Origin of the sequence: Neobacillus niacini, from assembly GCF_031456445.1 — a bacterium.
GTDB classification, from domain to species: Bacteria; Bacillota; Bacilli; order Bacillales; family Cytobacillaceae; genus Neobacillus; species Neobacillus niacini_I.
In genome coordinates, this window is sequence record NZ_JAVDUQ010000016.1 from 21,909 (window position 1) to 42,351 (window position 20,443).

Consider the following 20,443-nt stretch of genomic DNA (forward strand, 5'->3'; position numbering starts at 1 on the left):
ATATAGTTAGACTTATTTGATGGGGGAAAGCTGTTAAGACCAACTCTCCCAGTTTCCTTCCGGATCAATAGACGCAAGCCGAATCCATCCATTTTGTACTTTTTGATAGAATTCCTGATTTTCGCTAAGTGCCCTTTGCACATATTTTCTTGGCGCTTGAATTACCATTAGCAGTCTTAATGGTGCATGATAGACCTCTTGATCCGATTTCATCACGGATTGCCAAGGAAGTCCAGATAATAAGTCACTGGCATTCCCTTGCATTACTCCAATACCGGCTGTTACGGTTTGGGTTGCTTTATTTCCACTGCCATAATAGTGCGGTGCAACAGTAGATGCATAATACTGCAAGTTAATCCATTGGCAAACTGTTCCCGGACCATTAATAATGGTGGCAAGAAGATCACCGTTTTTATCATTTTGCCATTTATAATTTTGCAGAAAAACTCTCCCGTTCAAATTGCAATCCCGGGTTAGGTTTCGTTCCCCGATAATAAAGGCGGCATTGCGCGCTAGACCCCACTCTGGACGTATTTCACTCCAATCTTCTGCAAAGCGCTCTGCCTCTCTCTTCGGGTTTTTACAAGTCAAGTTGATATTTGGTAATTGTGGTATACGTTCAGCATTGGCTTTTTCACTAACTTTTAACAAAATGGACTCAATTTGATCAAATACTTTTTTGGCTTGAACTGTAAGTTGTGGAACATAAATCCATTTTAGTTTATCAAGGGTGGTAATATGTTCAGCTGCCGCAAAAACGGTATCGGTCGGAATCGAAATTCCCTCTCTAGCGAGAGTTTGTCTAACCCTTGGAAGATTGCACAAGGACGCAAGAACCCGGGCATTAAATCCGCTTGATGCCCCTCCGCATGCACCACAGTCTAGTGAAGAGGCATATGGATTGTTTGTGCTGTGACTGCCATGGCCGCAAATGACCACTAATGGAGCGAAATGATCGGTAAGCCCCATTATTTTCAGCGCTTGATGCACATAGGACACTTTTTCCTCATCAGTAAATCCAACCGGTAATTCCGAATCTAAAGTATACTCCCTCTCTAATGAGAGTTTAGTGGAAGGTTTGCGCAGCCATGTTTTTTGAATTTTTCGGAAAGCAGATCCTGCCCTTCTTGGAACCAAACTCCTTGCCAATGTTTGTAAACCCATCCATGGACCGCTAATCTCTGGCAGCAGCAGGCTTGAAGGAAGGTTATGTTTCATTGTCTTAAACGTGGTACTGAGTGAATGAGCAACCTTGCTCCTTTGTTGGTATTGTTTTAATTTCACTTCAGATGAAGTTTCTTTTACTTTAAATTGTGGTTTAAACATAACCGGTAAGGAGTCATGACTGTGATGACTGCCCAGCTCAGAGATTTCAATCGGCAATCCGAAAAAACCGGCAGCTCCCAATGTCTCAAATGGCCCCTCTTGTTCAAGTTTACGGCGAAAAGGTTCAGAACGTACATCAATACAAAATACAATTTGTGCTGATACAGGTTTGACACTTTTTTCTGAATTCATTTGTTTTGATACAATTATCTTTTTTAATTGATCTTCGTATGTTTTTTCCCATGCTTCTAACCATAGGCGTTGGCGTAGCCCCCGTTTAAAACGATAGGCAAGTGTCAAATAGTTTTTTAGTTCTGCAGACGATAACTGGGACAATTGGTTGATGGGCACGCCCCCCCACTGGACCCAGGCTGCAGCCAACGGTTCTAAGAAGACTTTATCCTCTATTTTTTTCTCAGGCAAGGGGAGAAATGGTTTAATCAAAGCATACTCAAGAGAAATCCGAACAGCTAAGTATTCCTCAAGCAGTGAATTTTCCGAAAATGATTGCTGAGAGCGCCACAGCATCATTCCCGCCCAGCCTGGAAGGGCAAGTAAATGTGCTTCTAGATATTCTTGTATCTCGGAAAAAGGGATTTCCAGTTTCAGTAATGCTTGTATTAAAGCATCCTCAGCCTTTTCTGGTAAATCATTAAACTCTTTACGTACAGAAGATTTTAGGGCCGGGTCGTACTTGACCAAGCTCAGCCACGCATGATAGAAACCATCTTTCCGATTAGGCATTGACACGACAGCCTGGGATTCATCGAGAAATAATTTACACCACTTAATCATGTGGCGGTTGAGATCTTTAGCTGTTTCTTCATTACCCAGTTGTTCCAAGCGTTGACTAAACGTTTTAACGGCTTGTTTTTCGGCAATCTGGTGCTTAAAATAACTTAGCTTCTTTCCCAATCTCTTTAGCTCAGATGCTGGCGAAAGCACAGTAAGCGGCTGGTCCACAAAAAGTGCAGCCCGGCAAAAGCGTTCCGCAACATCATGCGGCAGGTCTAAAGATTGTGAATCCAGCCATTTTTGAAGTGAAATTTCAAGAAATTCCTGACGAATTTCACCTCGATTACGTGCTGACTTCAATACAGATTCGGTCGGGTAAATATCTACATCACAAACATCCTTTAACCTGCGTGCAACTTTTTCAAATGGTTGCTGTTCTAATCCCATCCACGGATTTCGGGCCGCAAACGTACTGATAGGACCGAGGGGGGCTATGACTTCACTTGCTGACTTCACCAAATCGTTAAGATTCTGGGTATAAGACTTCTTTTCTAAAATGAATGATTGGGCCAATGTTAATGTAGTACTCACCGTAAATTCCCTCCTTGAGAAAGTAAGCGTGTCAGATACTTTGGATGGCTTTCAAAAGATTTATTTTTCGGTTCACTTAACCGTAAGAGCCACAGATAAATGACAGCAAAGGCAGCGGATGTTCGATAACGAAACAGTAATAGATTAAGAGCACTGCCAATAAGCACGATAACCAGAAGCAAAAGGACAGCAGGTTCTGGTGGTTGTGCTCCAATCTGTACGTTTACCTCTAACAGTCTTAAAAAGGCAGTATGGACGAAGTGGAAAACAATGCCCGCTCCTGCAAACAGTATAAATCCTGCAATTTGCCCGACCCTGCCGTTTCCATAGGTCACAAGTTGTCTCCAGGCAAGTAAAACACACCATCCTAGAATGAGAGCGCTGATTAATTGATAACCATCTTTAGGAGAAGTCAACCAGAACGCTATCCCCAATAACAATCCTAAAAAGCCCCCAGTGATTGTCCCTTTCCAAGATGAAGGCTTTGATGTTCCGATGATCGATTTATGGTGATGTACGGCAGAACCAGCCTGAAGGAAAAGGGTAGCCTTGAATAGACCGTGTAACACAGCATGAATAATTGCTGCCCAATAGGCGCCTAATGCACATTGAATCAGCATGAAGCCCATCTGTGCAATCGTAGAGCCTACGAGTTGTCGTTTATAGTCAACCTGAACCAGCATAATCCCGGTCCCCATTAAAACGGAAAAACTAGATAATACTAGTAGAACCATCTGTGCCGCATCTCCACTGAAAAGTGGTGAGAAACGGGTTAACATAATTCCACCGGCATTCACAATCCCTGCGTGCATCACGGCAGAAATAGGCGTTGGCGCAATACTAGAGTCTAACAGCCAGCGGTGGAAAGGCCATTGTGCAGATGGAATCATAACAGCAACAATTAGCAGCAGGTTTATACAGGTTTTTTCCCATGAATCAAGTTGAGTAAGACTATTTTCTGAAAGGACCTTCGTTAACTGCCACTGTCCTGTTGCCTGTGTAATCCAGATAAAGGCAACCACCAAGATGATCCAACTAAGTGCAAAAAGGCGGCCTGACAGTGCAGAAGCATTCCTGGCAACCTGCCACTCTTTTTTTAATCCGATAAGCAGGGTTAATCCCAAAAGCGTCAGTCCCCAGCAAAGTAATAATAAGCGGGTGTCATTACTTAGCCAGGCAAGAGAATCGGCGGCCGTAGTCATGGTGAGCAGTGCAAAATATTTCCGATAAGAATGTTCTCCAAGTAAATAATGAACGGAGTACTTCTGTACAATGAAACTAATCGTAAGGACAAATAATGCAAGCAGCCATGATAATGAATCAAGATGCCATGGACCAAAATTTACTCCCCCATTTCCAAAAACCAGCGCCATTAGTGCGGAAATCGCGGGCATTAAAAGGATTGCGGTATGAATACGAACAAAATTCAATGGAACTTTCGGAAATAAAAGGAATAAGGAACTAAGCACGGAAATCGCAAGCATGATAAAAAAAATCGTTGGCAGTAAAACCATTTGCATCAATTTCCTTTCTATCTAAAATTTTTACAACAAAAAAACCGACAATTTTTCAATGTTTTAATGGTTTTGAAATCAAACCATTAAACGCTGAAAATTGTCGGTTTACTTTTAACTAGCCCAATTTGAGCCTTTTATTAGTCTACCTTTTTTATATAATATTTCCTTCCATGCCTATGGAAGGATATTCCGATTTAACCTATTCTGTTTTTTACCAAAAATATAGATTTCCTTTTTCATAGAGCCAATTTTATGTTATTAACAGAATGCTAAAGGAAAATAAATTTTAATATAATAATAGAATAAGTTTTATGTGATAATAATTTTACTGCTAATTAAACATTCTGTCAAATTAATTAAGAAAAGTACTATTATCTATTCAACATTTTATGATCAATGATACACCGTTCATTTCTTAAAAAAGAATAAAATTTATCTCTTTGTGAAAAATGATAATTAGGGTTAGAAAATCGGGCTGCCTTTGAAACGAAAGGGAATGGCCTGAAAAAAGGGGCTGACAGCATGGATGAGCAAAAGAAAACCTATTATATAGATGTTGGAACAGGGCATATAACGCAAAGTGCCAGAAGTTCAACATGGAGTTATAAAATTCAAGCAACCGATGAAGAAATTAGCCAGCTGCGTGGATTATTTGATCAAAACTATGCAACGGAATGGGATAACTTTATACGGGCACATATCCCCTATGTTGAATATCATCATGATCGGGAAAATGACCACTATGACAGTACGATTCAGCAAGTATATGGAATGATTTATAAACTCGGGGACGAAGAAGCAAGGAATCATATTGAAACCATGAATATCCTGCCAAAAAGTGAATAAAAAAAGGAAATCCTTATCCATAAAAAGATAAGGATTTTCAGGCTGTCGAAAATCTTTCGATATCTTTTTATTTTATTTGCCCTCTTTAACAATTCACTGCGTTAATTTATTGTAATATTATTAGTTTGGTCTGTGCAACAAGTCTGTTGATTTCCTCTCCAGGCACTTCGCTTTCCGCGGGCGTGCCGGGGAGCCTCCTCAGCGCTTTGGCGCTTCCGGGGTCTCCCCTGCCCCGTACTCCCGCAGGACATTGAATTGCTTCCCCGAATCCGCCCACGCACGAAGGAAATGCGATAGCATTTCCGAGGAGTCTTCGTGCCTTCCGCTCCAATCAACAGGTGCATTCAATAAAAATTTTAACTTCTTAACTATTTAAAATAAGTGGTGAATTTAATGTTTAAGCAAAAATTGGTTACTCAAAGTGAGTATGAATTTGTTTCTATTGATGAATAGTTCCAGATGACCAACTTCTAGGCTTGATTGCAAATATTATTGATTTTTCATTTCTTCTTGAAAAAGTTTAAATTTATATAATGAGGATAATGACCGCCCAACTGATCGGCTTATTCTTTTTAGGAGTGATGTTTATTGGGAATCTTTTTGGGATGCGTTCTGATAGACAATATGGTTGGGGGACATGCTTTATTTACTGATTCAACCCATTTAAAGGCAAGCGCAAAAAAACATAAATATACAAAGAAGTAGAGGTAGATACTGGCGAATATTTGAGGAATTAAATAATTGATTTGCCCCCCTGGTGATTGGAGCGGAGGGCACTCGACTCCTGCGGGATAGAGAGGTCACTGGAGACCCCACAGGCGCAAGCGCCGAGGAGGCTCCAGGACCTCCCCGCGGAAAGCGAGTGACCGGAGCGGAAATCAACAGGCCCTTTTGAAGGGACTATCATTAAAATTGCTATTTAGATTTGACAAAGTAAAAAATTGCCGAGGAAAATATCCTTTCTCGACAACCTAGAAATCCTTATCCATAAAAAGATAAGGATTTTTTGTTTCTTAAAATTTAATTATAATAAAAGAATCAACGGATTAGGCGGTAATGAAATGATAGAGTTTATCGATGAAAATGGGAACAAAGTGGAGTTATCTTTTTCTGAAAAAAGTTTTCCGGAGGACGCGAAACATGTTTTAGTGATTTGCCAATATGACGATGCGTGGGTTTTGACCCAACATAAAAAGCGAGGTCTCGAATTTCCGGGAGGTAAAATGGAGGCGGGGGAAACCTTAGATGAGGCGGCACGAAGGGAAGTCTTAGAGGAAACGGGTGCCGTCCTTGGTGAATTAAAAAAAATCGGGGAATACAGGGTGACAGACCCTAAAGGGATATTTGTAAAAGCAGTATTTCACGGAATTGTAGAATTAATTAGTAAAACAAATACCTATTATGAAACAAATGGTCCGGTAATTGTCAAAGGAAACCTCCTACAGAAGCGGTTTCGGGATGAATTCAGCTTCATCATGAAGGATCAGGTAGTGGAGGAATGTATTAAACATATTAAAAGCTGATAAAAAACAAAAAGAATAGCGATACATTTTCGCTATTCTTTAATCAGTTTTTTCTCAATAAAGTCCACAAGCTGGTACATAATTGTTGCTAAGACAGCAACCACAAGCAGTGATAGCATCACTAAAGTAAAATTAAACACCTGGAAGCCGTAAATAATTAAATAACCCAGACCTTTAGCTGAAACAAGGTATTCTCCAACAATGACTCCTACCCATGATAATCCCACATTTACTTTTAAAGTTGAGATAATGGTTGGAAAACTGGCCGGCAGAATGGCTTCTTTAAAGCATTGAAAACGGGTGGCCCCAAATGTTTGCAGAACTTTGATGTAGTTTGGATCAACTTCGCGAAAAGATGTATAAATCACAATGGTTGTCACAATAACAGATATAATAACACCCATTGCAATAATCGAAGGATAACCAGGACCTAAAGCAACAATTAAAATTGGACCGAGGGCAACTTTGGGTAAGGCATTTAAGATAACTAGATAGGGATCGAAGATTTTTGATATCATCGGGGACCACCATAAAATGGCTGCCATAACCGTACCGAGCAAGGTCCCTAAGATAAATCCAAAAACCGTTTCTGTTAGGGTAACAATGGTGTTATCAAGCAACGATCCATCTTTAATTTTTTCTAAAAATAACAGCCCAATTTTGGAAGGGGAACTGAAAATGAGCGGGTCAACCCAATGGAGTCTGCTTGCCATTTCCCATCCTATAAAAAATAAGAGGAAAATTAACAGCTGATAAAATCGCACCCACCTCTTTTCAACCCTTAGGAAGTGCAGGTATTCTTGGTGAAGCTGTTTTACTTTATGAGGATTCAAGGGACTCCAGCTCCTTCCATATGGTCTCAAACAGATTGGGATATAATGTGTGGTTGCGGACTTCCAAAGGAGATGCTGTTCTTAGCTCTTTAGGTATCTGAAAAGTTTGATAGAGCCTTCCGGGTCTTGCTGAAAACAAAAATACTCGATCACTCATGGCTATCGCTTCACCAATATCATGTGTAACAAGGATGGCTGTTTTTTTTAACTCTCTTAATGTGCCTGCGAGTAATACCTCTAATTTTAGCTTTGTTTGGTAATCAAGGGCTGAAAAGGGTTCATCCAGCATTAATAGCTTAGGTTCTGTTGCTAATGTTCGAACAAGTGCAGCGCGCTGCCGCATGCCGCCCGATAATTGTTTAGGCAGCTGTTTCTCCACACCTATTAGACCGATTTGATTTAAAAGCTGTAAGGTTTTCGTTTTTGACTTTTCATTAAGTTGATTTGATAATTTCAGTCCTAAAAGGACATTTTCTTCAATTGTTTTCCAAGGGAACAGGTAATCCTGCTGAAGCATATAGCCAATTTCATGGCAGTTTGTGGATACAGGTTTATTTTCCAGCAGCACCGTTCCTTGGGTCGGTTTGAGTAACCCGGCAATAATGGAGAGAAGGGTTGTTTTTCCACAGCCGCTTGGGCCGAGAAAGGAGACAAATTCCCCTTCCTCGATTTTTAACGTAACATCGGAGAGGGCCGTGGTCACGGAGTTTTTTGTTAAATAGGTATGATGGATTTCATTAATGGTTAAGAAACTCATCGGACCGCCTCCTAAAATAATTTTTAAAAATATTCGAAGCCTTGGGATCAATTATTTTTTAATCACTTTTTCTGCAACGCTCGTATTCACCAGCGTTTTGTAATCCACATGTTTCGGCAGTTCGCCGGCCTCTTTCATAATGTTTTGGAGATTATTCCATTCTTCTTCATCGAGGATTGGGTCTGTTGCAAAAGAGCCTTGACTTTTATAACGTTCGACCACCATTTTAATAATTTCAAAGTCAGTATCCTGGAAATAAGGCTGAACAGCCTTAGCAATTTCCTCTTTACTGTGTGTTTTCACCCATTGTTGAGCTTTATAAATAGCTCTGGTGAATTTTTCAACCGTCGCTTTATGCTCCTTCATATAGCTTTGTTTTGCCATAAAGGTGGTATAGGGAACATGGCCTGATTCCGTGCCGAAAGAAGCAATAATATGTCCTTTTCCTTCTTTTTCAAAAATACTTGCTGTTGGCTCAAATAATTGGACAAATTCACCGGTACCAGAAGCAAAAGCACTGGAAATATTGGCGAAGTCAATGTTTTGAATTAAATTTAAATCCTTATGCGGATCAATTCCGTGTTTCTTTAAAACAAACTCGCCAACCATTTGCGGCATACCGCCTTTACGCTGACCTAAGAAGGTTTTTCCTTTCAGCATATCCCAAGAAAAATTGTCGATTTTTTTACGGGAAACAAGAAATGTTCCGTCTGTTTGTGTTAATTGCGCAAAGTTAATCACCGGATCTTCTGCACCTTGTGCATAAACATAAATCGAAGTTTCCGAGCCGACAAGTGCAATATCTGTTCCACCGGAAAGTAATGCCGTCATGGTTTTGTCGCCACCGAAGGTAGTCGTCAGTTTTACATCCAATCCCTCAGCTTTAAAAAATCCTTTTTCCAGGGCAACATATTCGGGAGCATAAAAAATTGATCGAGTGACTTCCGCTAAACGGACTTTTTCCAGTTTTTTCGGCTTCGCAGTATCATTATTGCAGGCGACTAGTGAGAACATAAAAGTAGCAATGATCAATATGGAAAAACTGAATTTGAACCATTTCTTCATGATGAACCTCCTAATCTTGAAAAAATCTGGGCTGTTTGCCTATGATATCGTATGAAACGGGAAAAAATGTGTGATTGCCCAGTTACAAAATTAATCAAAAAAAGGAGTGGTCAGGGTGAATGCAGATACAGGAGAAATCATTGAGATGCATCGATTCCCTTCTCCAAATCCGAATGTGGAGCTAAAGCTGGTTACCTACGTTTCAAACGGATTAAAGGTAAAAGGAATGCTGGCGGAACCGAAATATGAAAAAACGAATGAGGGATTTCTTTATTTACGTGGCGGAATAAAAAATGTGGGGAGGGTTAGACCGGCTAGAATTGCCCAATTTGCCGCGGAAGGGTTCATTGTTTTTGCACCCTTTTATCGGGGCAATCAAGGCGGAGAGGGGAATGAGGATTTTGCCGGTGAGGACAGGGAGGATGCTTTTTCGGCCTTTTGGTTGTTAAAGTCCCTTCCGCAAGTGCAGCATATTCATATTTTCGGTTTTTCACGGGGCGGGGTAATGGCTTTGTTAACGGGCGTTAAATTTCCCGAAGCCGCATCCCTAGTCACCTGGGGTGGAGTAAGTGATATGGCTTTGACTTATACGGAGCGAACCGATATGCGCAGAATGATGAAAAGGGTGATTGGCGGAACCCCTGAAAAATTTCCTGAACGATATGAGGAACGGACTCCCTTATATAAATTGGCGGATTTAGAAGCACCAGTTCTAATTATCCATGGAGTGAACGATCATAATGTTTCGGTTGAACATGCGTATCGTCTTGAGCGGAGACTGAAAGCTTTAAATAAACCAGTAGAATCATGGTATTTTGAATCTTACACTCATTATTTTCCTCCAGCAGTGAATCGAAAAATTGTCCAAGATTTAACGAATTGGATGAAAAGACAAATCAAAAGATGGTAGAATGGAAGTAACCAATTAGCAGAGGAGTGGATCATATGGGCATGCCTCTTGAGTTAAACACGATGATTGTGACAAAAGGAAATGAAAAGCGGGTAGAAGAAAATTTGTTCTATTTAGTAAAAGAAGGATACAGACTTTATCCAATTGATATTCCTATTGAGGTTCGAAAATCGATTCAAAGTGATTCCAATGGAACAGCAGTCATTCGGAAAGTAGAATGGCAGGAGCAAACGACTAAAATTACGTACCAATTAATTTCATTGAACTCGACGAATTGAGCAGGGGTGCTTTAGACTCCTGCTTTTTTCTTTTATGAAAAATCGGTTCGCAGATAAAAGCGTGTTTATCGCAGATAAATCATTCAGTAACGCAGATAAATGTTCCTTTACCGCAGATAAAACTAAATCAAGGTAAAAAAAGAGATGCCACTTTATTATAAGGGGCACCTCTTTTCTCATGTTATGCGATTGGTCCGCCTTTTTCTTCAATGTCTCTTGCAGCACTAGAGAACTTTTTGAAGTTTTGACGGAATTTTTCTGCTAATTCTTTTGCTTTCTGTTCATATGCATGAGGGTCTGACCATGTTTTGTGCGGTTGAAGAACCTCGTCTGGAACTCCTGCAATGTGAAGCGGAATATGCAGACCAAAGATTTTATCCTGAACAGTTTCCACATGATTTAATTCGTCTTCAAGAGCTGCCTGAATCATTGCTCTTGTGTAGGAAAGCTTCATCCTGTTGCCAACGCCGTATTCCCCGCCAGTCCAACCTGTATTTACAAGGAAAACATTTGCGCCATGCTCAAGGATTTTCTCACCAAGCATTTCTGCATAACGTCTTGCAGGCAGCGGCAGGAACGGAGCCCCAAAGCAAGTTGAGAATGTAGCTTGTGGTGAAGTGATTCCACGTTCTGTACCAGCAAGCTTCGAAGTATAACCACTCAAGAAGTGGTACATTGCTTGTTCCTTCGTTAATTTAGCGATTGGCGGCAGTACGCCAAAAGCATCAGCTGTTAAAAAGACAATCGTATTTGGGTGACCGGCAATGCTTGGCTCAACAATATTATCAATCGCTTGAATTGGGTAAGCTGCACGAGTGTTTTCTGTTAATGTGTTATCATCATAATCAGGAATTCTCGATTCAGGATTAATAATAACGTTTTCTAACACAGTTCCAAAGCAAATGGCATCAAAGATTTGCGGTTCTTTTTCACGAGAAAGATTAATCGTTTTAGCATAGCAACCGCCTTCAATATTAAAGACTCCATTTGAAGACCAGCCATGTTCGTCATCCCCAATTAATTTGCGATTTGGATCAGCGGATAAGGTCGTTTTACCTGTTCCGGAAAGACCAAAGAATAAAGCAACATCACCTTCTTGGCCTACATTGGCAGAACAGTGCATGGAGAGAATATTGTTTTCTGGCAGTAAATAATTCATGACAGAGAAAATAGACTTTTTCATTTCGCCCGCATATTCTGTACCACCAATTAATACGGTACGGCGTTCGAAAGAAATGATAATAAATGTTTCGGATTTTGTACCGTCAACGGCCGGATTGGCTTTAAAGTTTGGTGCAGAAATTACGGTAAATCCAGCTTCATGTCCTAATAGCTCTTCTGCATTAGGGCGAATAAATAATTGATGGGCAAAAAGGTTATGCCATGCATATTCATTAACAACCTGGATTGGCAGCTGTGATTTTTTGTCTGCGCCCGCAAATCCTTTAAATACATAAATTTCTTCTTTGGTTTTTAAATAGTCAAGAACTTTATTGTAAAGGTTTGTGAAAGCTTCTTCTGAAATAGGCTGATTATTTCCCCAGTCAATCTTGTCCTTTGTTGATCCTTCATCGACAATAAATTTGTCTTGGGGAGAACGTCCGGTATATTTACCAGTTGCTACACTAATAGCACCTGATGATGTTAAAGTTCCTTCATTACGGCTTAATACTTTCTCCACTAATTGCGGAACGGATAATTGGATTTGAACATTTTTTTCTTCTAATAATTGGGTTAATTCATTTGGAATATGAACAGAATTCATCGAATGGGACCTTCCTTTTTAGTTTTTTTAGCAAAGACTGCATCTTGATAAAAAGTATAACACATTTAATTTATTAGTCTATACTAATTCAAAAAAATAACTAACACATTTTATACATTATTCATAAATGAATGTGTTTATTTAGGCGGAATATTCATTAATATTATCTTTTACAAAAAAATGATTTTTTCTCTGATATTGTTGTTCTTTTATTTTTAAAAATTTGATTGACATCCTTCGACAAGGTAGGTTAAGATTTTAAATTGAACGGATACTCTCTTATCCCGAGCTGGTGGAGGGACAGGCCCAATGAAACCCAGCAACCTGCTATTTTTAGGAAAGCAGTCGACAAAAGGATATTCCTTTTTAAACTGGTCATTTTCTAAGCAAAGGTGCTAAACCTGAAGCAAGGCTAGACCTTGAACGATAAGAGTGAAAGGCGCGGAAACAGTATGCTCTTAACCTTTCCTCAAATGGGAAGGTTTTTTGTTTTGGTGCAATAATCTTTTATTTCTACCCTTGAAAAAGTACTATGGGGGTTGTTTTTCTAATAAAATGCCCATATTTATTTCATACTACTAAGGGAATGAGTACCGTATCAGCCCGAGGTTAACTCAAGTCAAAGGTTTAAAAGCCCGGCACAGATAACCTCATATAATAAATTTAGGAGGAATTCAGATTGTCAACAAAACGCCGTTTGTTTACTTCTGAATCAGTAACTGAAGGTCATCCTGATAAAATCTGTGACCAAATTTCTGATTCCATTTTAGATGCCATTTTAGCAAAGGATGCTAATGCACGAGTTGCAGCTGAGACTTCAGTTACAACCGGACTTGTCCTTGTTGCGGGTGAAATCACCACTTCTACTTATGTAGATATTCCAAAAATCGTTCGTGAAACTATTAAAGGAATTGGTTACAACCGTGCAAAATATGGCTTCGACTCCGAAACCTGTGCGGTATTAACCTCGATTGATGAACAATCACCGGACATTGCAATGGGAGTTGATCAGGCACTTGAAGCACGTGAAGGTCAAATGTCTGATGAACAAATTGAAGCAATTGGTGCAGGGGACCAAGGTTTAATGTTTGGTTTTGCATGTAATGAAACGAAAGAGCTTATGCCGCTTCCAATTTCGCTGGCTCATAAGCTTGCACGCCGTTTAACAGAGGTTCGTAAAGAAGAGATTCTTCCATACCTTCGTCCGGACGGAAAAACTCAGGTTACGGTTGAGTACGACGAAAATGATAAGCCAGTTCGTATTGATACAATTGTTATTTCAACACAGCATCATCCTGAAATTACACTTGAGCAAATTCAACGTAATTTAAAGGAATATGTGATTAATCCAGTTGTACCAAAAGAATTAATTGATGAGAACACAAAATACTTTATTAACCCTACAGGACGTTTTGTTATCGGCGGACCTCAAGGGGACGCAGGTCTAACAGGACGTAAAATTATCGTTGATACGTATGGCGGCTATGCACGTCATGGCGGTGGTGCATTCTCTGGTAAGGATCCTACAAAAGTGGACCGATCTGCTGCTTATGCAGCCCGTTATGTAGCAAAAAATATCGTTGCTGCAGGACTTGCTGAAAAATGTGAAGTGCAGCTTGCTTATGCCATTGGTGTAGCAAGACCTGTTTCCATTTCCGTTGATACATTCGGTACAGGTAAAGTAAACGAGGAGATCTTGGTTGAATTAGTAAGTAAAAACTTTGATCTTCGCCCAGCTGGCATCATTAACATGCTTGACCTTCGCCGCCCGATTTATAAACAAACAGCTGCTTACGGACATTTCGGCCGTACAGATGTAGATCTTCCTTGGGAGCGTACTGATAAAGCTGACACCTTAAGGGAACAAGCAAACCAATAAGAATTTTAACAAAGAGAGTTACATAAAAATGTAACTCTCTTTTGTTTTTTTTCGTCACATACTTAAATGGTTAAGGGAATAGGATGTTTAAGTCACCCTAAACAGGTGAAAACTGGATAATATCTATTTTAAAATGAAGTGGGTGAGTACATAATGTGCGGCTTTATTGGTTGTGTCCATGATCAGCCGAAGGTTTATCAGGATGATCAGAAACAGCAATTTAAAACTATGAATGATATCATTACCCATCGTGGACCTGACGATGATGGCTTTTATTACGATGAACATATCCAGTTTGGATTCCGCCGCTTAAGTATTATTGATATAGAAAGTGGGCACCAACCGTTAACATATGAAAATGAGCGTTTTTGGATTATTTTCAATGGCGAAGTGTATAACTATGTTGAATTGCGTGAAGAGCTCTTAGTGGAAGGATTAGAATTTACTACAAGCTCTGACACGGAAGTCATTGTCGCTCTTTACAGTCATATAAAAGAACGGGCTGTTGAAAAGCTCCGCGGGATGTTTGCCTTTATTATTTGGGACAAACAGGAACAGCAGATTTTTGGAGCACGGGACCCATTTGGGATTAAACCATTTTTCTATTCTGAAGAGGACGGAAGAACCTTCTTTGCTTCTGAAAAAAAGAGTATTTTACTTGCGCGTAAAAACGATGTTCTGAATTATGATGCCCTGCAGCACTATTTTACCTATCAATTTGTCCCCGAACCGGAAACCTTATCAGAAGGGATTAAAAAATTAAAGCCCGGTCATTATTTTACAAAGAGGATTGGTTCGCCTTTAGAAATAAAAAGATACTGGAAAGCGCAATTTCACCCTGTTAACCAATCGGAGTCGGATGTGATCAAAGAAATCAAGGATGTATTAACTGAATCGGTAAAAATTCATATGCGCAGTGATGTTCCAGTTGGTTCTTTCCTTTCAGGAGGGATCGATTCCTCAATTATTGTCTCATTAGCTAAGGAATTTAACCCGGCGATTAAAACGTTTTCGGTTGGTTTTGAACGGAATGGATTCAGTGAAATTGATGTTGCAAAGGAAACAGCAGAAAAACTTGGGGTTGAAAATATTAGTTATGTGATTTCACCAGAGGAATATATAGCAGAACTCCCAAAAATTATGTGGCATATGGATGACCCTCTTGCCGATCCGGCTTGTGTTCCTCTCTATTTTGTAGCTCGCGCGGCTCGCAGGCATGTGACAGTGGTTCTCTCGGGTGAAGGAGCAGATGAACTTTTTGGCGGATATAATATTTACCGCGAGCCGCAATCACTGGAAGTCTTTAGTAAAATCCCAAGAGTGGTGAAATTATTTTTAAAATGGATGGCTCATGTTATGCCGGAAGGAACAAAAGGGAAAAGCTTTATTGAACGCGGGGTAACGCCAATGGAGGAACGTTATATTGGGAATGCCAAAATGTTCACGGAAGAACAGAAGCGGGAGTTGCTGAATGTTTATCAAGAAGGTTTGAACTATACTGAGATTACCAAACCTTTTTATCAAGAGTCATTAGGATATGACCCTGTTAACCGCATGCAGTTTATTGATATTCATACATGGCTGCGGGGAGATATCTTATTGAAGGCTGATAAAATGACGATGGCCCATTCATTAGAGTTGCGTGTTCCCTTTTTAGACAAGTTAGTTTTTTCCGTTGCTTCTAAAATACCTGATCGATTAAAAACAGCGAATGGAACGACAAAGTATATTTTAAGAAAAGCAGTGGAGGGAATCGTTCCGGACCATGTGTTACATCGAAAAAAGCTTGGGTTTCCTGTGCCGATTCGTCACTGGCTGAAAGATGAAATGAACGAATGGGCGAAATCCATCATCCGTGAAAGCCAAACCGATCATTTGATTAATAAAAAGTATTTATTGAAGGTATTGGATGATCATTGTCAGGATAAAGGGGATTACAGCCGGAAAATTTGGACCGTGCTTATGTTCATGATTTGGCATCAGGTTTATGTTGAAGAAAAATACTCGTTCCAGCGGGATTTTACACGAGAGCTGGAAGTATTAAAAAACTAAGGGAATCTTCCCTTAGTTTTTGGTTTGCAGTGATTTATAATATTGAGCCTTTTCTGCATATTCTCGCGTGATTCTTTCCATGTCTTTAATATCTTCAGCATTTAATTCCCGAATGACTTTAGCTGGTCTTCCAAATGCCAATGTATTTGGTGGAATTTTTTTTCCTTGCGGAACAAGACTGCCAGCACCGATAAATGCGCCTTCCCCGATTTCTGCTTGATCCAGAATAATCGAACCCATGCCGATTAATGCTTTCCTTCGAATGATACAGCTATGTAAGATTACCTGATGTCCAACTGTTACTTCATCCTCTAGAATGAGTGGATTATTTGGGCTTTGATGCAGGACTGAATTGTCTTGGATATTTACCTTTTTCCCAATAATGGTAGGAGCTACGTCTCCGCGGATTGAGGTGTTAAACCACACACCCGATTCTTCCCCGATGGTTACATCGCCTGTAATGGTAACAAAATCAGCAATAAATGCTGAATCAGCAATTTGCGGGTATTTATTTTTAAAAGGATAAATCATATTTTTTCTCCTTTCTTAGTGATGGTTTTATTTTAACGAAAATGAGGAAGAAATTAAAAGTATTTGAAAAATGTTCTCCTATTAAATGCATGTCATTTTTGTAACTTATGTTAAAATAATATAATAATTATGACGAGGAAATACCTAATATCTTGTTTATTGCTTAGTATTAGCGCGCGGCGCTTACAGTTTCTAAGGAGGAAGAAAAATGTGGAAGTGGGAAGCAGAAGGGGAGGCTAAAGCGGTTATCGTGATGGTCCATGGGGCAATGGAACATCATCGTCGCTACGGATGGCTGATTGAAATGTGGAGAACATCAGGCTTTCATGTCATCATGGCCGATCTTCCCGGTCAAGGCATGACAACCAGATCCCTTAGAGGACATATTGATTCCTTTGATGAATACATAATAGAAGTAAAGGACTGGGTCCAGGCTGCCTATCGTTATAATCTGCCCGTATTTTTACTTGGCCACAGCATGGGTGGCTTAATTTCGATTCGGCTTTTGCAGGAGGAGAGAATGAATTTAGCTGGTGTGATTCTTTCTTCCCCTTGTCTCGGTCTTGTCCAAACACCATCCAAATTATTAGAGTTTCTATCGTATGGTTTGAATCTTCTCTACCCTTCCTTCCGAATGAATTCTGGTTTAACAGTGGAAATGGCGACAAGGAATATGGATGTCAGGGAAGCTGATGCAAACGATACTCTATATGTTACAAAGGTTTCTGTCAGGTGGTATCGAGAATTAACGGCAGCAATGAAACTTGCCTTTTTAAATTTGGAAAAAACGCATGATGTGCCAATCCTTGTCATGCAGGGTGGGGATGATAAAATTGTCAAAAAAAAATTGGTAAAAGAGTGGTTTAACCATGCCCCATTTTCAGAAAAAAGATTTAAGGAATGGCCCAAATTGTACCATGAAATTTTTAACGAACCTGAGCGGGAAGAGGTCTTTGAATACGCAAAGGATTTTGTCACTAGTCAAATAAAAGCAATTGGCTATATTGTATAAGAAAAGCGCAAGTGCCTTGATCAGCCCCGTCAAGTGCTGGAGCTGGACAATTCTCCAAAGTCAAAATTTTATACCTTCTTATTCTATAAAAAGAGGTGGAATGATGAGCTTTTCAATGATGCCAATCAATCTAATGTCAAACGTATACCGTAAAATCATTCCAGCTGTTCATCAAGAATTGGGCTATTGGAAAAAACGTGCGGAAAATATACCCAATCCAGAGCTGAGAAACCAGGCACTTGCCAGTATTGAGCATAAAACGTTCCACTGTGAAGGCGGTGCAATTCTGGCATTAACGGCGGGTAAGCATTATAAAAAAGCCGTGAAGTTTATTGTTGCTTATCAAACCATCAGCGATTATTTGGACAATCTTTGTGACCGAAGTACCTCCCTTGATCCGAACGATTTTGCCGCTCTTCATGAATCGATGGCCGATGCGCTGTCAATAGAGGCTGAAGGGAAAAATTATTATCGCCTCCGTGAGGACCAAGACGATAATGATTATTTAAATGATTTGGCAGCAACATGTCGTTCGGTATTAAATGAAATAGGGAATTATAAGCTAATCAGGAAATACCTTCTGGAGCTTTGCCACTATTATTGTGATTTGCAAATTCACAAGCATGTGGTCAAAGAGGAGCGGGTACCTAGGTTAGAAAATTGGTTCAATCTTTATAAAAATCAACTTCCGGATATGGAATGGTACGAGTTTTCTGCCTGTTCCGGTTCTACTCTTGGAATATTTTGTCTTATTTCCTATGCAATGCGGGAGGATTTCGAGGCGAAGGATGCGGAAAATATCCGCAAAGGTTATTTTCCTTATATACAGGGACTGCATATTTTATTAGATTATTTTATTGATCAAGAGGAGGACATTAAGGGCGGGGATTTGAATTTTTGTTTTTATTATGAAAATCAGGAAAAACTCTTTAAACGGTTAAAGCACTTTGTTATAGAGGCGGACCGTCATACAGAATTTCTTCCTCACAAGAAATTCCACCAGCTCATTAATCGCGGATTGTTAGGGATTTATTTATCGGATACAAAAGTAAGGAAACAAAAAAATGTTCGGAAATTAGCAAAGGAAATCATAAAAACAGGCGGAATCATTAGCTACTTCTTTTTTATAAATGGGCTGGCTTATCGTTCTTTCCAAAAATGGGTGCCATCATTTGCGACAAGATTGATAAAGTAAAACCAGGCTTTTTCTCAAGCCTGGTTTTTAACGTTTTTCTATTGCCACAATAAATGGAGGATTATTTTGTTGGTTGATAAATTGATACATTAGGACATGAGCAGACTTTTGATCTAGTTTTTGGCAATATTCGAGTAAGGCATCGCGTTCCAAAGCACCTTCAGAATGTCCATGATAAATGACAAGAATAATGATGCCTTCAGGCTCCATTATGTCTAAAAGTTGCTTAACAGCTGCAATAGTCGTCACAGGTTTCGTGACCACCGTTTTATCGCTGCCCGGCAGGTATCCCAGGTTAAAAATCGCCCCTTTGATTCTTCCGTAATCAGCAGCAGGAATTTTTTGTTTAATGTTCTCGTGTCCTGTATGAAAAAGTGTTACCCGATCAAGCATGGCTTGTTGGGATAACCGGTCTCTACTCGCCGCTATCGCATTTTCCTGAACATCGAAGCCATATACTTTGCCAGTCTCACCTACAAGCTCAGCTAAAAATTGGGTATCGTGCCCATTCCCTAGTGTGGCATCAACAGCGATATCACCAGGTTTTACAGCCTTGGTCAGTAATTGTTTGGCAAAAGGAAGAATCCGCTCTAATTTCATCAGACATTCCCCTTTTGATAAAATTTCCCCTGCCAGCTGTTTCTTCTTTTAAGCTCTGCATCAATTGCATTCAAAACTTCCCATTTATTTACACTCCACATTGGTCCAACCATTAAATCAATTGGTCCGTCACCGGTAATACGATGAACAATCATTTCGGGTGGTAAAATTTCTAATTGATCGCATACTAAGCTTACATAATTTTCTTGGGAAAGAAACTCAAGCATGCCTTTTTCATATTGTTTTACCATCGGTGTGCCTTTTAAAAGATGAAGTAAATGGATTTTAATCCCTTGAACATCTAATTTTGCGACCTCACGGGCCGTCTCCATCATCATTTCATTTGTTTCAAGCGGCAGTCCATTAATAATATGAGAGCAAATGCGGATCCCATGTTTCCTTAGCTTGTTAACGCCATCAACATAGCATTGAAAATCATGGGCGCGGTTAATTAACATAGCAGTCCGCTCATGGACCGTCTGTAAACCAAGTTCCACCCAAAGATAGGTTCTTTTATTTAATTCGGCCAAGTATTCCACTACATCATCCGGCAGACAGTCCGGACGAGTGGCAATCGACAGCCCCACAACACCTTCCTGTTTGAGTACGGCTTCATATTTCTGCCGAAGGATCTCAACAGGTGCATGGGTATTCGTAAATGCTTGGAAATAGGCCATATATTTTCCGTCTTTCCATTTTGTATGCATTTTTTCTTTTATTTCGCGAAATTGGGTTTCTAATGTCTCCGCACGGTTTCCGGCAAAATCCCCGGAACCTGAAGCACTGCAAAAGGTACAGCCTCCATGGGCAACGGTACCGTCACGGTTCGGACAATCAAATCCGCCATCTAATGCCACTTTAAAAACCTTGTGGCCGAATTGCTGGCGAAGATGATAATTCCAAGTATGATACCGTTTATCATCTATTGCATATAGAAAAGGTTTCGTTTCAAGCATTCGAAAACCTCCTTATTAAGTTAATTTTACAAAGAAGCACATAAAGTCAATTTTATCATGAAGTATAGGCTT

Annotated in this window: 17 protein-coding genes and 1 riboswitch; of the genes, 8 read left to right on the forward strand and 9 right to left on the reverse strand. The window is 39.9% G+C overall.

The window, feature by feature from the left end:
- Positions 1 to 33 precede the first annotated feature (33 nt).
- Complete coding sequence (locus tag J2Y67_RS14350; protein WP_310175128.1) at positions 34 to 2,652, reverse strand: DUF2309 domain-containing protein; 2,619 nt, start codon at positions 2,650 to 2,652, stop codon at positions 34 to 36.
- Positions 2,649 to 4,172, reverse strand: coding sequence for an NADH dehydrogenase subunit 5 (locus J2Y67_RS14355; RefSeq protein ID WP_310175129.1), 1,524 nt, complete (start codon positions 4,170 to 4,172; stop codon positions 2,649 to 2,651). The genes J2Y67_RS14350 and J2Y67_RS14355 overlap by 4 nt, the downstream gene beginning before the upstream one ends.
- A gap of 519 nt (positions 4,173 to 4,691) precedes the next feature.
- Between J2Y67_RS14355 and J2Y67_RS14360 the strand changes: the two genes are divergently transcribed.
- Both J2Y67_RS14360 and ytkD read left to right on the forward strand, forming a co-directional pair.
- Positions 4,692 to 5,015 (forward strand): hydrolase, encoded by a 324-nt coding sequence (locus J2Y67_RS14360; protein ID WP_310175131.1) that lies wholly within the window; start codon positions 4,692 to 4,694, stop codon positions 5,013 to 5,015.
- Positions 5,016 to 6,076: 1,061 nt separating this feature from the next.
- Positions 6,077 to 6,538 (forward strand): RNA deprotection pyrophosphohydrolase, encoded by a 462-nt coding sequence (gene ytkD, locus J2Y67_RS14370; RefSeq protein ID WP_310175133.1) that lies wholly within the window; start codon positions 6,077 to 6,079, stop codon positions 6,536 to 6,538.
- 32 nt (positions 6,539 to 6,570) lie between these two features.
- On the opposite strand, the gene J2Y67_RS14375 is transcribed toward ytkD, so the two are convergent.
- From J2Y67_RS14375 to J2Y67_RS14385, 3 genes are read right to left on the reverse strand one after another with little or no spacing between them, the layout of a single operon-like run.
- On the reverse strand, positions 6,571 to 7,371 hold the full coding sequence (locus tag J2Y67_RS14375) for an ABC transporter permease (RefSeq protein ID WP_310175135.1): 801 nt from the start codon (positions 7,369 to 7,371) through the stop codon (positions 6,571 to 6,573).
- Complete coding sequence (locus tag J2Y67_RS14380; RefSeq protein ID WP_310175136.1) at positions 7,358 to 8,128, reverse strand: ABC transporter ATP-binding protein; 771 nt, start codon at positions 8,126 to 8,128, stop codon at positions 7,358 to 7,360. Before J2Y67_RS14380 ends, J2Y67_RS14375 begins: the two co-directional genes overlap by 14 nt.
- A gap of 51 nt (positions 8,129 to 8,179) precedes the next feature.
- Positions 8,180 to 9,193: an ABC transporter substrate-binding protein gene (locus tag J2Y67_RS14385; protein WP_310175138.1), complete on the reverse strand. Its 1,014-nt coding sequence runs from the start codon at positions 9,191 to 9,193 to the stop codon at positions 8,180 to 8,182.
- A 145-nt stretch (positions 9,194 to 9,338) separates the two neighbouring features.
- Here J2Y67_RS14385 and J2Y67_RS14390 point away from each other — a divergent pair, with 145 nt between their 5' ends.
- Positions 9,339 to 10,103 carry an alpha/beta hydrolase family protein gene (locus tag J2Y67_RS14390; protein WP_310175269.1) on the forward strand — a complete coding sequence of 255 codons (765 nt, stop codon included), beginning with the start codon at positions 9,339 to 9,341 and terminating at the stop codon, positions 10,101 to 10,103.
- Positions 10,104 to 10,138: 35 nt separating this feature from the next.
- Positions 10,139 to 10,381 carry a DUF2584 domain-containing protein gene (locus J2Y67_RS14395; protein ID WP_310175140.1) on the forward strand — a complete coding sequence of 81 codons (243 nt, stop codon included), beginning with the start codon at positions 10,139 to 10,141 and terminating at the stop codon, positions 10,379 to 10,381.
- A gap of 181 nt (positions 10,382 to 10,562) precedes the next feature.
- Here J2Y67_RS14395 and pckA read toward each other — a convergent pair whose 3' ends face one another.
- On the reverse strand, positions 10,563 to 12,146 hold the full coding sequence (gene pckA, locus J2Y67_RS14400) for a phosphoenolpyruvate carboxykinase (ATP) (protein ID WP_310175142.1): 1,584 nt from the start codon (positions 12,144 to 12,146) through the stop codon (positions 10,563 to 10,565).
- A gap of 276 nt (positions 12,147 to 12,422) precedes the next feature.
- Positions 12,423 to 12,579: riboswitch (SAM riboswitch) on the forward strand.
- A 246-nt stretch (positions 12,580 to 12,825) separates the two neighbouring features.
- Between pckA and metK the strand changes: the two genes are divergently transcribed.
- Complete coding sequence (metK, locus tag J2Y67_RS14405) at positions 12,826 to 14,025, forward strand: methionine adenosyltransferase (RefSeq protein WP_310175145.1); 1,200 nt, start codon at positions 12,826 to 12,828, stop codon at positions 14,023 to 14,025.
- 153 nt (positions 14,026 to 14,178) lie between these two features.
- On the forward strand, positions 14,179 to 16,077 hold the full coding sequence (gene asnB, locus J2Y67_RS14410; RefSeq protein ID WP_310175147.1) for an asparagine synthase (glutamine-hydrolyzing): 1,899 nt from the start codon (positions 14,179 to 14,181) through the stop codon (positions 16,075 to 16,077).
- A gap of 12 nt (positions 16,078 to 16,089) precedes the next feature.
- Here the strand turns inward: asnB and J2Y67_RS14415 are convergent, their stop codons facing one another.
- On the reverse strand, positions 16,090 to 16,608 hold the full coding sequence (locus J2Y67_RS14415; protein WP_310175150.1) for a gamma carbonic anhydrase: 519 nt from the start codon (positions 16,606 to 16,608) through the stop codon (positions 16,090 to 16,092).
- 208 nt (positions 16,609 to 16,816) lie between these two features.
- Here J2Y67_RS14415 and J2Y67_RS14420 point away from each other — a divergent pair, with 208 nt between their 5' ends.
- Together J2Y67_RS14420 and J2Y67_RS14425 are read left to right on the forward strand one after the other, a co-directional pair.
- Positions 16,817 to 17,620, forward strand: a complete 804-nt coding sequence (locus J2Y67_RS14420) for an alpha/beta hydrolase (protein ID WP_310175152.1) — start codon at positions 16,817 to 16,819, stop codon at positions 17,618 to 17,620.
- Between the two features lie 103 nt (positions 17,621 to 17,723).
- Positions 17,724 to 18,815: a tetraprenyl-beta-curcumene synthase family protein gene (locus tag J2Y67_RS14425; RefSeq protein ID WP_310175154.1), complete on the forward strand. Its 1,092-nt coding sequence runs from the start codon at positions 17,724 to 17,726 to the stop codon at positions 18,813 to 18,815.
- A 27-nt stretch (positions 18,816 to 18,842) separates the two neighbouring features.
- Here J2Y67_RS14425 and mnmM read toward each other — a convergent pair whose 3' ends face one another.
- Both mnmM and mnmL read right to left on the reverse strand, forming a co-directional pair.
- Positions 18,843 to 19,415: a tRNA 5-(aminomethyl)-2-thiouridylate-methyltransferase MnmM gene (gene mnmM, locus J2Y67_RS14430; protein ID WP_310175156.1), complete on the reverse strand. Its 573-nt coding sequence runs from the start codon at positions 19,413 to 19,415 to the stop codon at positions 18,843 to 18,845.
- Positions 19,415 to 20,371, reverse strand: coding sequence for a tRNA modification radical SAM protein MnmL/YtqA (mnmL, locus tag J2Y67_RS14435; RefSeq protein WP_310175158.1), 957 nt, complete (start codon positions 20,369 to 20,371; stop codon positions 19,415 to 19,417). Before mnmL ends, mnmM begins: the two co-directional genes overlap by 1 nt.
- Positions 20,372 to 20,443: the final 72 nt, after the last annotated feature.

Excerpts from the sequence above, each read along its gene's own strand:
- J2Y67_RS14395 (WP_310175140.1), top strand. The coding sequence starts at position 10,139 with ATGGGCATGCCTCTTGAGTTAAACACGATGATTGTGACAAAAGGAAAT.
- J2Y67_RS14385 (WP_310175138.1), bottom strand. The coding sequence starts at position 9,193 with ATGAAGAAATGGTTCAAATTCAGTTTTTCCATATTGATCATTGCTACT.
- mnmM (WP_310175156.1), bottom strand. The coding sequence starts at position 19,415 with ATGAAATTAGAGCGGATTCTTCCTTTTGCCAAACAATTACTGACCAAG.
- J2Y67_RS14415 (WP_310175150.1), bottom strand. The coding sequence starts at position 16,608 with ATGATTTATCCTTTTAAAAATAAATACCCGCAAATTGCTGATTCAGCA.
- mnmL (WP_310175158.1), bottom strand. The coding sequence starts at position 20,371 with ATGCTTGAAACGAAACCTTTTCTATATGCAATAGATGATAAACGGTAT.
- J2Y67_RS14425 (WP_310175154.1), top strand. The coding sequence starts at position 17,724 with ATGAGCTTTTCAATGATGCCAATCAATCTAATGTCAAACGTATACCGT.
- ytkD (WP_310175133.1), top strand. The coding sequence starts at position 6,077 with ATGATAGAGTTTATCGATGAAAATGGGAACAAAGTGGAGTTATCTTTT.
- pckA (WP_310175142.1), bottom strand. The coding sequence starts at position 12,146 with ATGAATTCTGTTCATATTCCAAATGAATTAACCCAATTATTAGAAGAA.
- J2Y67_RS14360 (WP_310175131.1), top strand. The coding sequence starts at position 4,692 with ATGGATGAGCAAAAGAAAACCTATTATATAGATGTTGGAACAGGGCAT.
- J2Y67_RS14390 (WP_310175269.1), top strand. The coding sequence starts at position 9,339 with ATGCATCGATTCCCTTCTCCAAATCCGAATGTGGAGCTAAAGCTGGTT.
- asnB (WP_310175147.1), top strand. The coding sequence starts at position 14,179 with ATGTGCGGCTTTATTGGTTGTGTCCATGATCAGCCGAAGGTTTATCAG.
- J2Y67_RS14420 (WP_310175152.1), top strand. The coding sequence starts at position 16,817 with ATGTGGAAGTGGGAAGCAGAAGGGGAGGCTAAAGCGGTTATCGTGATG.
- J2Y67_RS14380 (WP_310175136.1), bottom strand. The coding sequence starts at position 8,128 with ATGAGTTTCTTAACCATTAATGAAATCCATCATACCTATTTAACAAAA.
- J2Y67_RS14355 (WP_310175129.1), bottom strand. The coding sequence starts at position 4,172 with ATGCAAATGGTTTTACTGCCAACGATTTTTTTTATCATGCTTGCGATT.